Raw genomic sequence first — 12803 nt, 5'->3', positions numbered from 1 at the left:
TGTACAATATACACAATTTAGCTTATTTTATATATAAAATCATCTTGATGCTCCCCAAGTTTTCCTTAGGAAAGCCGATTGGAGCCTGAGCTATCAATGCTTTCAGCTCATCTTCGGTACGATATGCGTACCTGTTTGCCCCTGTTACCCAGAAGTGGATGGGCGCTGTAATTTCTTTGGCTATAAAGCCGATTTTTTCTAACGAGGAATCCTGACTCCAGTCCCGGTCTGTATAGGTCATGATATCCCCCGGTGAGAAATCTATCACAAAAGCTTTAATTAATTTGCTTAATCCGCCAATTACGTTATAACCGGATTTATTGCAAAAACGCAACAATTCAAAGGAACGATAGGCCTCGTCTTTATCATTCATACGTCGCCCTCCGGAGAAGATAGCAATGGAAACCAATTCACCTTGTTCATACAGGCCATATCGATATTTTCCAAAGATTGGTGTTTGCAGGTGATGTTCCACGAGAAACTGCTGACTTACTTTTTTATCAAGTCGGGCAACAACAGTCTTTCGTGCATAAATACGACGGTTGTTCATCGATTGAGCAATGATACGCTGGACGATAAGATCGAATTTTTGTTCCAATTGATCTTCGTCTATATGGATACCCGACTCGGTGCTCAGGAAGCGAAAGCGGCGCTCGTTGGCGTAAAGAAATATTTTTTTTGTTAATTCAGGAGATTCAATTTGTATAAATCCATCTCGTTCGATCAGGGTTAGTCGCAGCTCGAGTTGTCGCCCGAGTTCGTTTTTAAGTCGAATAACGAGATCTTTAAAGGATGCATTCATACAACAAAAGTAACTTTTATGGAAGTTCTGAGGAAATATTTGCTTTTAATAATTATCCGTATCTTTGTGCAAAATCATAATAGTACCGTGTAATATCCAGATTTTGAAGACATAGTCAATCGAGGGAAACGAAGCGAGGTATGGGGGTATTAATAGAAAATTGTGCTGCATAAGATAAACGCGATATTTACAGGGTACTTTTAAAAATCAAACCAAGTGTAACGAGTTCATGTATAACAATGAAGATCGGCACTTATAAAATAATTATTTACATATGAAACTTCCGATAGTGGCGTATGGCGACCCAGTACTAAGAAAGGTTGCTGAAGAAATAGATGAAGACTATCCAGATTTAAAAAAACTGATTGACGATATGTTCGATACCATGTATGCTGCACATGGTGTTGGCATAGCAGCGCCACAAGTGGGCCTGCCAATACGTATGTTCGTTATCGATGCAACACCTTTTGCAGAAGATGATGAAGAGAATAAAGAAATGCTGAAGTCGTTCAAAAGGGTTTTCATTAATCCGATAATGGTTGAAGAATCTGGGGAAAAGTGGGCCTTTGGTGAAGGTTGTCTGAGTATTCCTGATATTAATGAAGATGTACTTCGCCATAAAAATATCCGTATCAATTATTTGGACGAGAATTTTGAAGAGCACGAAGTGGATCTGACAGGGTTGGCGGCACGTGTTGTACAACATGAATACGATCACCTGGAAGGGAAGTTATTTACGGATAAATTGAGCACCCTGAAGAAAACGATGCTGAAAGGTAAATTGGATGCGATTGCCAAAGGCAATATCCGGGTGGGTTATAAAATGAAATTTCCACAGCAAAAGAAAAAGCGTTAGTCCAAACTAACGCTTTTTTATTTTGTCGGCATGGATTTCATTCAGATTTCCAAGCTCAATCCAACCTCGGTAAATATAGCCTGTACTTAACAGCAGTCATTCGGATCAGGAAGACTACTCCGGCAGCAATAAAAGCTGCCCAGGATAGATCAAGGTCCAGATGAACAAGCAAGATATAAATTAATCCGCCGGCTAGACAGGCAGTTGCATATACCTCTTTTTTAAAAATCAAAGGCGTCTCATTCAGGAGTATATCACGTGTCATGCCACCGCATACTGCAGTAAACATTCCAAAGATAATGGCCGCATAGACGTTACTTTCATAATTTAACGACTTTTGTACGCCTAATATGGTAAAAAAACTGATTCCTATAGCATCAAAAAGGGTGAGTGTACGATAGTAACTATACAACTGCCGATTGAAAATAATGGCAATCAAGATACCCAGAAAAATGGCAATGAGATAATTGCTGTCATTTACCCATACTGGACGTAGGTTTAAAAATACGTCACGCATGGATCCACCGCCAATAGCGGTCACAAAACCGAGAAATGCAGCTCCAAAGATGTCAATATCCTTACGTTTCGCAGACAATGTGCCCGATATCGCAAAAAATAAGGTGCCAAGCAAATCGCTCAAATAAAAGTAGTTGGCATCAGTTATCATTGTAATATGTATTTAAAAATATTTTCCCAATTTCTATAATTTATCCCCGAAAGATCTGGCAAATTTAGGAGAAATCTCTGTAGTTTAAGTTTACTGTAAGACGAATGGCTTTTAATCCTACAATTCCCTGTACATCCTCAAGTTTTAGATGTTCAACATTATTTTCAATAATTCCCATATCATAAATCGCCTGTATGCTCAGATTGAGGTCTTCTAAGATTTCATCCGAAAGATAGACAATGGCAATCTTATTGACCTGCGTGAGCCTTTCCTTCGTGCGTTTTATCCGTATCTTGTCTATCCGTTTTTTTATGATTTCGTAACGGATATTCAATGATCCCTCTACATCAAATCGACGCTCATCTTCTCTAAAACTGATGTCAATGCTGTGTGGATTAATGAAGATAAGCTGTGTTGTCTCCAGGGAAAGAGGTAAATCTTGTTTTGCATGATATGTTTTCAGCGCAATCCGGGCCATGGAGATAATCTGTTGCCGCCGAAAGACATTGATGAATTCTCTACTGAAAGTTTGCTGCGGTGTAATAGATTCGCCGATATAGATATCGTATTCGATCCCATCAGTTCTGAATTTTTGGAAATAGGACGGATAATTTCCCTGAATAAAGCTGTTAAAATGATTGAGCTCCTTACTAATAATATGATTTATCCGGCGTAATGAAGTCTCAAATTCATTCCTATAGAACTCTCCAGTTTCCCGATTGGTAAAAAAATGTCGGGCATAATGCTCGATAATAGCATGTTTTGCAGCGAACTGCTTTCTCGCCGCATCAAGAAAAGGTTGTACATCTTTCCGGAAGAATTCAATGATCTTGACCATAGATTCGTCAAAGGAAATTTGATCCAGCGACGCGGTAATCTGATCGACCCGTTTTGAAAAATCAACAATAAGTTGATGCCTGCCGTCCAATGACAATTCGTCAATAAGGAGTGCCAGTTGTTTTACTTTGAAACTAAAATCCCTTAAAATTGATGCATTGCGGATGATAGTAGAATCTTTTACGTCTATGGCCCCATAGAGCGGGTAAACTTCTTCAAAAATAACGGGTTTGATATGCGCGTTCTGTTCATCTTGCTCAAATTCCTGGATATATTGAGCCGCAACATGATTAAACTTCCATTGTACTGCTGGCTGTATTGTCGTAAATCGGTTGATGATAATTTCGTCAATACGTTTTTTGAACTCTGTTGTGATATCATGCGAAAGCTGGGATAATAAAGGCACAAGTTCACGAAGCGAGTGTATGGTCTCATGATCGAGCTGGTCGAGCTGATGACTGTATATTTCTAAAATACCCGATAATGCATGGTTATGTATCAGCGGAATGCACAAGTAAGTTTTGACTCCAGACGCCTGAATGCGTTCATCAAAAATGGATGTCGTATTTTTAATGGTATCCAGGGTATTGTAAAAGATAAGGTGTGGATGTTTTAAATAGCTAGCGATTGCTGGATTGATATTGGTATAACTGCTGTTGGCATAGGTTTCGGAAATTAAAATACTCTTATTGGTAATTGAATAATCAAAAAATGGGACCCCGTTCAATTGAAATAAAGGAAAGAGGCTAAAAACAGTGTTTGTCCCCTTTAGAATTGGAGCAATAATTTTCTCCAGATCGGTTAAAAAAAGATGATAGTTATAGGTCGCAAGATCCAATAGGATAGATTGTATTCTCTCGCGGGTATGTGCTAGACTACTCTTTTGGGCGGTGAGGATGGTAAAACCCGACAATTCAAAATCTTCGATCTTGATGGTATTGACAATATTATTCCAGTCAAATAAAGAGGTATCATTGGCATTCTTGGTTAGACTCTCCACATCAAATAGGGGGAGTTCTTTTTTGGGTTTGATGTCAACAAATTTGAAGTCTATATTTAGATCGTAATAGTCGATGATTTCGCCCTGTTCATCCAGATGATGGTAGACAATTGTGTTGTTTTCTTTGGCAGGAAGACCGTATAATCGCTCAAAGATCAGTGCATATATCAGTTTTTCCTGATTGTTCAGAATCCCTTCATTTTGCATTTGATCCTGTATCTCTTGTTCCACCAGTTTATTTTTCCAGAGTTCGAAAAAAGCTTCTGTTCCATAAAATGTTTCTTCGGCGAGTGCTGTTCCCAGGGCCCAGTATTGCTTGGGATCAGTATCGATCAGGGACACCGAAAGGCTATAGATGAGCTGCAAAATATCTTTATAGGCATTGAGATTGTGGGAGCAGAGTTTGCCATTAACCTTTTCAATTTCTCTTATCCGTTCTAATGCAACTAACGGAATCATGTCATCAGAAGATACAGCGCTCTCTGTAAAGGATTCCAGGTAGCGGAAAAAAGGTTCAAATTGAAGTCTTTTTTCGGTATTATATAACGCGTTGTTGACCTTGGCCAGTTGTACTCTCTTGATTTCCATTTATTGAACACTTTTAGAAGCGGAATCCGGTACTAAAATAGGGATACCAGCCTTCATTGGATTTAGCCATGACGAAGTGTAACGGTAATGCATTCGCGACGATATAATAAAGTCCGCCACCGTATCCTTGCTGCACGGTTTTACTGTTATGTTCTTTTGCCCATACTTTCCCGATGTCATACATGCCCATAATGCCTAGTTCTCCGGGGAGCACATAGCTTTTTATTTCATGAATCTTGATGCGGGCCTCCAGGTTATTATAGACTATTTGTTCGCCCGCAAATCTATATTGACGATAACCACGTAGATTGTCGTGGCCCCCTAGGAAAAGGTATTGATAAAAGGTGGGGTTACCGACCACTGTTCCTCCTCCTACTCTATTGGCAAATATAATCCCTTCATTGCATGCACTAAAATAGCCGGTCATTTCTGCGCTTAACTGCGCCGAATTTTTTGAATATTTATTTAGGCCTAAAAAGGAATGCAATGCCGCTTTTACAAAGATTCCTTTACTCGGATTAATCTTGCGGTTTCGGGTATCCTGCGTCAGAAAAGCATTTAACCCAACAAAAGCTTTGTCATTGGTAATGGAAACACTGTCATAAGAATGGAGTGCCTGTGGATTTAAGATAAAACGACCCTGATTTTCAGCCGGGTCCAAATGATAGAACTGGATATGGGGGCCGATGGCATAATTCAGTGTCGATGATGGATGCCAGCGCAGTAGTGGATTGATATTGAAAATATTGAATCGGCTTCGGTAGTACTTTGCACCATACTGATCTTTTAAGAACTGTGAATTATTACCTACACCAAAAAAGTTCTGTGTATTATCGGGCGCTTTCGCCAACGCATCAAGAACAAAGTCAGCATTACCGATCACATCCTCCCACTCACCGCGATAATGAATTTTATAAGCGCCCGTCCGGAAAGCCGCAGCGACAGTAATCTGTTGTTTATACGTGAATGGTACTTTTCTAAATCCCCGCTGATGTGTATATGCTGCGCCAAGTCCCAAAGAGAAGCCATCGTCAGCGTTGTACCCCGCGGTTAATAATGGTAGCCAGGAATTGTATAAATTCACGGGAACGAATTGTGTGTTCAGGCTATCTTTACCCCGATGAAGCCTGATCCGGCTTTTTTCTCCTACAAATGTGGAATTGTTCGTGTTCTCATAGAGCTTTATCTTCGACCTGCTCTTGTTAACTATATAGGTCTTTGGTAGGCTGTCGCCAATAATACGCAGCTTTATCGGTGAATTTAAGTTATTTATGGATACGGAATCCTGACCCTCAGAAAGGTATAGGCGGATTTCTTTCGTTAGGTTCTTTTCATAAGTTTTGTCCATCAAGGTTTTGGTTACCTTGCCATCTTTATTGATTTTGGAGACCATGATTTTTAAGCCCTCATCTTTGGTGCTGGCAATCTCCACCTTTTCATTCTTATCACTGAAATGGATGTCGACAATATTATTGATAAAACGATAATATTCTTCCATTGCTGCAGGCAAAGCATCACGCCTACTCTGGAGGGTACGGAAAATCTGTTCCCCGCGAATGGCAATGGATGACTGGGGTAGACTATTGACAGACTGGCGTAGTACCGAATCTGTCAAGCGGGCGACAAACTGGTCCACCTCTTTTGTCCATTCTTTATGGGAGAGTTGGTTACTAGGGTGTGCATTTAAAAATCTGGATTTAAAAAGCGAATATCGGATACTTGGTATACCTGTCGTAAACCCCTGCATAACCGGATTCACAAAACGTTGGTAAATGTCCTTCATCAAAAAACCCTGGGTCACGCGTAAGGCTTGATCACGGTCGCGCGGAATGGGAATATAGTCTTTGTCTTTATCGTCCGTGTCCTGATTTTCATTATACCAGCGCCATTGATCTTCATGACGATCCCAGTCGCTTACGATCACGTCCAGCATACGGGCTCTAAGATAGGCCTTTGGTTTAAAATTATCGTCATTGTCCTCCTGTAGTTTGCGAACAGCTTTTGGGCTATTGTCTGAGTCGCCTAAGGGCTCTCGTTCTTCCAAAAGAGCAACCGTATTTTCGAATAATGGTGCGTATTCTCCCAGGATTGTGTCTGGAGCAACCACACCTATGATCGGATGTGCATGTGGCACATTAACCGCGTTGGCCAATGCTGGAATCATCAATGCGGAATAAGGATGTTGTGCACTCGTCGCATCGTCCAGCACATCCTGTACAAAGGTGCCGTGCAGTTCTACTGGAATCAAAGATTCCGTCCGTTTATTGACCGATCGAAGTGCCCATTCTCTTCCGGTTGGGTCAGTCAACCTTAAGGAGACAGACTGCATCCCGCCGCCCTGTTTGACCGGTGTTAGGCCACCAAATAATTTAGAGAGCTGTAGCAGCGGCAATGTTGTTTCGGCCGCCCATTCTTTACGATAATTTTCCCCAAGAAATGATTTCTTAAATTTACTCGCCTTTCCGTATTTCGCATTTGCGATGACAGTAGTGCTGTCTTTGATCACTGTTTGTACCAGAGGGGCAATTTTGTGTGCATCTGCCGCCCGATTGGACTTGTTCTTCTGCTGGGCAGAAGTCTGTATCGTAAGAAAAAGTAAAAAGAATGGTAAAACCCGTTGCATGCTTATTATTTTTCAAATTTATAAAGGATTCCTTTATCCTGATTCCCAGCTTCACTGCTGATGTAAAGATTGGATTTTGAATCAAAGCTGATCCCCTCTGGTTGAGGAAATAGCTTTGGGTCTAGGGTTGTTATGGATTTGACACGGAAACTCTCATCCGTTACAACAAGAGCCCTATCAATCGAGGATAAAATATACCACTCGTTGCTGTCGGTTTTCTTTGCAAGGGCCGAAGGTTTGAATGTTTTTTTGATTTTTGGATCAAATTGCTTCAGTTCATGAATCTGAATCGCAAATTCACCTTTCGGGGTAAATTTCCCGTCACGCCCAATGGAAAAAATATAGCCGGTTGTCTGTGATTGTTTTTTGTCTACCCGGCATTCTTTACAGAGGACATAAGCCAGGTTACTTGTTTTGTCCACAAAAAGTCCCTCATATTCACCTTTCGGCAAAATATCTTTTTGCTCAACGACCGTTTGTATGTTATCTTTTTCCGTTATGGGAAAGGAATACACAGATCCATTGCTCTTCAAAATAAAGAAGTGGGTTTTACTAATGCCTATATCTTCGTAGTCACCGTCCTTTCCAAAGGGACTATATGTAAGCTTCTGGCTGGATAAATGATATTTAAAAAGCAGCCCCTGTTCATCTTGAATGGCATAAATATCTTCATCCTGACCTTCGACAAATGCGATTCCTGATATTTCGAGCAGTTGATCGGGCAAGTTTATCTTTTCACCGGATGATAATTTATACGGAATTGTCTGTTGCTGTTGATTATCTGCTGTAACGTTGGTTACATGAGCTGTGTGTTCTTTGTTTCCATTACTGGGGTTACAAGCCAGTAATACAGTGGAAATCATTGCTAAAGCCAGGGCTGTTAATCGTGTAGCGTCTTTCATTAGTTCATTTTCTTAAGTAGTCAACAATTTGTTGTTGCGATTTATTGCCAATCGGATGTTCGACAGGCATATTACGCCCCATCTCATCAAGGAAAGTTGCTTCAACGTCATCAGCGAACTGAATTTTAAAGAGTTGCTGAATTCTGTTGGCCAATGCAGGGTCCATAATCGGGAAGCAGGTTTCTATTCTACGGTAGATATTGCGATTCATCCAGTCTGAGGAACCTAAATACACCTTTGTCTGCGCTCCATATTGGAATATAAAGATTCTCCCGTGCTCTAAATAGCGACCTACGATCCGTTTTATTTCAATGTTTTCACTTAGCTCCTTGACCTGGGGTTTTAGCCTGCAGATGCCTCTGACCAATAATTGTACCTTCACCCCTGCCCGACTGGCTTCGTATAGTTTATTGATTAACGATTCTTCCTCTAAATTGTTTAGCTTAATTTTTATGGAGGCGGCATTGCCCGTCTTGACCTGAGCGATGGTTTCATCAATCAAAGTAACAAACGTCTGTTTTAGATTGAATTGAGCGATCAGAAGCTGTTGAAATGGGATATCTGTCGGCTTATCCGGTTTCTTTCTGCTGGGCAGAAACTCAAATAACAGGCTTAACTCTGCTGTTAATAGACGATTGGATGTCATTAAGAAGTAATCGGTATATACCTTGGCTGTTTTTTCATTTAAGTTGCCTGTTCCGAATAATGCGCTCTCTTTTCCGTCTTTTCGTTTGACAAGTGCAATTTTAGCATGCACTTTAAGATTTGGGATACTGTAACTGATCTTTACCCCCTGCTCTTTCATAATTCTTGACCAACGCATATTATTGGCCTCATCAAAACGAGCTTTCAATTCAACAAATACATTTACCTTCTTGCCATTCTTTGCTGCGGTAGCCAGTGCTTGGGCGATAAGTGAATCGCTGGCAATTCGATAGAGTGTAGTATGAATTTCGGCTACATCAGGATCTATCTCGGCCTCGTTAAAAAAACGAAGAATAGGATCAAATGACTCATAGGGTGTAGAGATTAGCATATCATGCTGATCGAGCTGTTCAAAAATGGAGCGTTCAAAATCCTGATGTGCTGCTAGCTGCTGCTGTTTCGGAAAAGACAGTTCGTTCCGTTTTATTGGGAAGGAGAAAAAATCTTTCAGATTATGGTAATACCCCCCTGCAACAATACTACTTTTTCGAAGGTCGAAAAGAACGGCAAGTTTTTCAATGAGCGAATCTGGAAAACCAGGCTGGTGTAAAAATCGGGTGGCATAGCCAAGGTCCCTTTTATTGACCTCTGCTTCTATTTTCTGTGCGATATCGCCATCGAACTCATCTTGTAGATTGAGTTCAGCGTCACGGGTAATTTTAAAAGAATAGAAATTTAAATGGCTATTTTTTATTAAGTCAGGCAGAAATAGCTTAATGATATCGTCGATAAAGACAACGTACGTACTAGCATCGAACTGACATGTAAAGAAACGATTGATACGATCTGAAGGTATATTGACAATAAATAAATCTGTTGTATTATTGTCGGTCAGGGCAAAATACAGGCAGTTGTTGATCGGAAAAAATGAAAATTCTTCGTCTACGCGAATTATTTGTAGATAAGAAGCGATCGTACTAAAAAAATAATTAGCTACAAGCGATTTTATCGCTAATGGGATTTCCTGGTTATAGATCAGTATAATCTTTTCGTTAGCCAGCTGATGAATGATATCAGTTAAAAATAGGCCAAATTTTTCCTGCTGTTTATCAATAATTTTAGTAGCCTTTTTATAGGTTCCAATATCGAGATTCGGAACCATTTGATCACTGCTCTTCTTTTTAATTTTCTTCCATGCCATCAATACCGGCATCCGTACACGGTAAAATTCATCTAGATTTGATGAAAAAATGGCGAGGAACTGTAATTTCTCCAATAGTGGAACCTCCTGACGCCCCGCTTCATCGAGTACCCTGTCATTAAACGATAGCCAACTGATATCTCTATTGATATATAAGTCTTTTTTTTTCATCTGCAAAATAATCTAAGAAGCAATAAGGTTAGAGATGCTTTCACTATTTTATAATAGGGTTGCGATCACAAAAGAAATAACAGAAATGACCAGGCCAAACATAAAAATACCGTAGGCATACCGTAGCAACTTGTATTTTCTGCCTAAAACCACGCCTTGGGAATAAACATCTTTTGTAAGCATACCATATAAGAATTCGGAGTCAGTCATTACTTTTTGCATCCCCTCATTGTAGTCATCGAGTTTCATTTTATAGAAATTCCCAAAAAATAATAGGTTGACGGTTTTATTCTCAATTTCCTGTTTTGAAAATTTCCCGGATGGTATTTTCGGAATAGTCGATAATATGGCCATGACCATGGTTGCGACAACAATTACCGTTAGAATAATTGTTGGGAAGATCAGATGTTCATTGCTATCTAATTTTCTAAATAATACAGCGATAACAACTGACAGGATAATGGAGTTGACTGTCAATAATATATTTGCCTTATTGTCAGCCATATCACTCAGCCGTTGATTGTTGGACGATGTTATGCGAAACATCGTTTCTATGCCGCGTTCCGGTTTTACACTTTTGTCTTTTTCCTTTTTTGCTTCTTTCTTATCTTCTTTTTTCTTGTCCTTAGATTTTTCCTGCTTACGTTGAAGTTCTTTTAAGTTTTCTTCTTTCTTTGCATTGAGCTTCTGCTGTGCATAGGCTGTATGGTAATGATGGCTTGCTAAGAGTTTTATTGTGCCGGCACGCCAAACATCCTTGTCGATTTCTTTTCCTAATACAGCTTCAGCTTCGGCCTTCATGAGTTTATTCCTGTTCTCAAATTCATCATTTCCGAAATGAAACAGATCAGCATCACAAAGAATCTGCTCCAATAGATTATTTGGATCTTGGGGCATTCTTGTCGCCAGAATACAACCTTTTATTTTTTCTTTAACTTCGTCGGATACACCTTTGTCCGCTAAGAAATCCAAGGCAATGTCTACGCTTATTTTTTCATGACCGATTGCATTGTCAGATTTTACATAACCTAAATCATGAAAATAGGCCGCACTGATCACAATAAAATGATCTTCGTCATTTAACTTATAATAGGATGAAATCTCTTCTGCCGCCTGAACTACAGAATGCGTATGCAGACTGTTGTGAAAACAATGACAGGATGAAATATTCTGTATAATATATGTGTTAGAATATTCTTCGACTTGTTTTAGAAGTTCGTTGTAATCTATCATGACCAATTTGGTATTTATTTAGAATAAAAGTATTCAATATCTTTAATATCTAGTATATGTACTCCCGCCTTTTCGTAATTTTTTAATCTAGATCAATTTAATATCCTCAGCAAGATGAAAGTCATCGTTTTTTCTTTCAGATGTCTTTTTACTGTTTACCCCTATTTTGGTCATTTGTCTTTGCGTTTCGTAATAAATTGAAAACTCTGCACATACTGATTATACGCAGCAATACTTTTGTGTAAGACAAAAAGTACATGAAGAAGTTAAGTTTGCCCCTCCAGCAATGGATTATCTATCGGCATTCAAATATCTTTTGGTTTTTACGATAGCCTGATATTGTATCCGCTTTTGACCATTATATCACCTGCTTATACACAACTTAACCAATAGCTTAGGAATAGTTTAGATTTAAGTTAGTATTTAGTTAGGTATTCATTAGCTTTTACCTAAGCTATACCTAAACTAAACCTAAGCAAACCCTAACTAAACTCTAACTAAACAGTTAATCTCTACAGACGCTGACCCGCCCTAGTTGTACCTGTTTTCTACCGAGCTTATGTACACTCCTGGGCTTTCCGCCGCGGGGCCAGCGCCAACCGTCAGCACAGATCCCGTAGCGGTCCTATGCTGACCGGCCTTTTTGGCCTTACCGCACACCCCTTGCCGCCACCGTACCCCGCCAGATCCCCTGCGGGATCCCGTTTCACAAAAACAATCCCCCAAGGGTACAGCCAGTTAGCGGAAAAATGAAATAAATAAGAACAAAAGGCTTGGAAGTTTGTTAACAATCTTCCTATCTTTGCACCACTCCGCAAGGGAGGGACGGTTGCCGCCAGAGCAGGCAACCATGAAAAAAAGAAGGGTTTAGGTGAGCCGGGCAGGATTTAAAATCCCGTTCAGCTTATTTTAAACGCAGAAATCGGAAAAGAGAAAAAGAAAAAAAACTTCAAAAGTTTTTTGGAATTCCGAAAAAGATTTCTACCTTTGCAGTCCCAACGGAAACGGAGGGAAAACAGAAAAAGATAAAGACGGGCTGGTGCCCATCGGAATAAAAGCGGATACGGAAGTTGAAGCGACAAAGTTCTTTAAGAAAACACAATCATGTAGCGTGACGAGTAGGTAAACGAAAGTCATGAACAAATTCAAGTAATTCGTTCAATTCGGTCCAAGATCAGAGATATAAAAAAAGAATTCTGATTATTATAAATAGTTGGAATCAAAAACTTCATTTTACAATGGAGAGTTTGATCCTGGCTCAGGATGAACGCTAGCGGC

Annotated in this window: 8 protein-coding genes; 1 reads left to right on the top strand and 7 read right to left on the bottom strand. The window is 39.8% G+C overall.

Annotation, left to right across the window (positions count from 1 at the left end; translation table 11 throughout):
• Positions 1-22: 22 nt before the first annotated feature.
• On the bottom strand, positions 23-802 hold the full coding sequence (locus ABDW32_RS11965) for a hypothetical protein (RefSeq protein ID WP_343562672.1): 780 nt from the start codon (positions 800-802) through the stop codon (positions 23-25).
• A gap of 274 nt (positions 803-1076) precedes the next feature.
• Here ABDW32_RS11965 and def point away from each other — a divergent pair, with 274 nt between their 5' ends.
• Positions 1077-1658 carry a peptide deformylase gene (def, locus tag ABDW32_RS11960; RefSeq protein WP_343562670.1) on the top strand — a complete coding sequence of 194 codons (582 nt, stop codon included), beginning with the start codon at positions 1077-1079 and terminating at the stop codon, positions 1656-1658.
• 55 nt (positions 1659-1713) lie between these two features.
• Here the strand turns inward: def and ABDW32_RS11955 are convergent, their stop codons facing one another.
• The 6 genes from ABDW32_RS11955 to ABDW32_RS11930 form a co-directional block, all read right to left on the bottom strand.
• Positions 1714-2325, bottom strand: coding sequence for a trimeric intracellular cation channel family protein (locus ABDW32_RS11955; RefSeq protein ID WP_077436965.1), 612 nt, complete (start codon positions 2323-2325; stop codon positions 1714-1716).
• Positions 2326-2389: 64 nt separating this feature from the next.
• A complete protein-coding gene (locus tag ABDW32_RS11950) occupies positions 2390-4750 on the bottom strand; it encodes a GAF domain-containing protein (protein WP_343562667.1) in 2361 nt (786 codons plus the stop codon).
• A 13-nt stretch (positions 4751-4763) separates the two neighbouring features.
• Positions 4764-7373 (bottom strand): BamA/TamA family outer membrane protein, encoded by a 2610-nt coding sequence (locus tag ABDW32_RS11945; RefSeq protein ID WP_343562665.1) that lies wholly within the window; start codon positions 7371-7373, stop codon positions 4764-4766.
• Between the two features lie 5 nt (positions 7374-7378).
• Positions 7379-8275, bottom strand: coding sequence for an SdiA-regulated domain-containing protein (locus ABDW32_RS11940; RefSeq protein WP_343562663.1), 897 nt, complete (start codon positions 8273-8275; stop codon positions 7379-7381).
• 4 nt (positions 8276-8279) lie between these two features.
• Complete coding sequence (gene ppk1, locus ABDW32_RS11935) at positions 8280-10292, bottom strand: polyphosphate kinase 1 (protein ID WP_343562661.1); 2013 nt, start codon at positions 10290-10292, stop codon at positions 8280-8282.
• A gap of 48 nt (positions 10293-10340) precedes the next feature.
• Positions 10341-11525: a Pycsar system effector family protein gene (locus tag ABDW32_RS11930; protein ID WP_343562659.1), complete on the bottom strand. Its 1185-nt coding sequence runs from the start codon at positions 11523-11525 to the stop codon at positions 10341-10343.
• Between the last annotated feature and the right edge of the window lie 1278 nt (positions 11526-12803).

It is taken from the genome of Sphingobacterium sp. (assembly GCF_039596235.1).
Taxonomy (GTDB): domain Bacteria; phylum Bacteroidota; class Bacteroidia; order Sphingobacteriales; family Sphingobacteriaceae; genus Sphingobacterium.
Note: the sequence above shows the minus strand (reverse complement) of the source record. Positions and strands in the feature narration are given on the sequence as shown.

Bases quoted from the DNA above. Each gene is read 5' to 3' on its own strand.
- ABDW32_RS11945 (WP_343562665.1), bottom strand. From the start codon at position 7,373: ATGCAACGGGTTTTACCATTCTTTTTACTTTTTCTTACGATACAGACT.
- ABDW32_RS11965 (WP_343562672.1), bottom strand. From the start codon at position 802: ATGAATGCATCCTTTAAAGATCTCGTTATTCGACTTAAAAACGAACTC.
- ABDW32_RS11940 (WP_343562663.1), bottom strand. From the start codon at position 8,275: ATGAAAGACGCTACACGATTAACAGCCCTGGCTTTAGCAATGATTTCC.
- def (WP_343562670.1), top strand. From the start codon at position 1,077: ATGAAACTTCCGATAGTGGCGTATGGCGACCCAGTACTAAGAAAGGTT.
- ABDW32_RS11930 (WP_343562659.1), bottom strand. From the start codon at position 11,525: ATGATAGATTACAACGAACTTCTAAAACAAGTCGAAGAATATTCTAAC.
- ABDW32_RS11950 (WP_343562667.1), bottom strand. From the start codon at position 4,750: ATGGAAATCAAGAGAGTACAACTGGCCAAGGTCAACAACGCGTTATAT.
- ppk1 (WP_343562661.1), bottom strand. From the start codon at position 10,292: ATGAAAAAAAAAGACTTATATATCAATAGAGATATCAGTTGGCTATCG.
- ABDW32_RS11955 (WP_077436965.1), bottom strand. From the start codon at position 2,325: ATGATAACTGATGCCAACTACTTTTATTTGAGCGATTTGCTTGGCACC.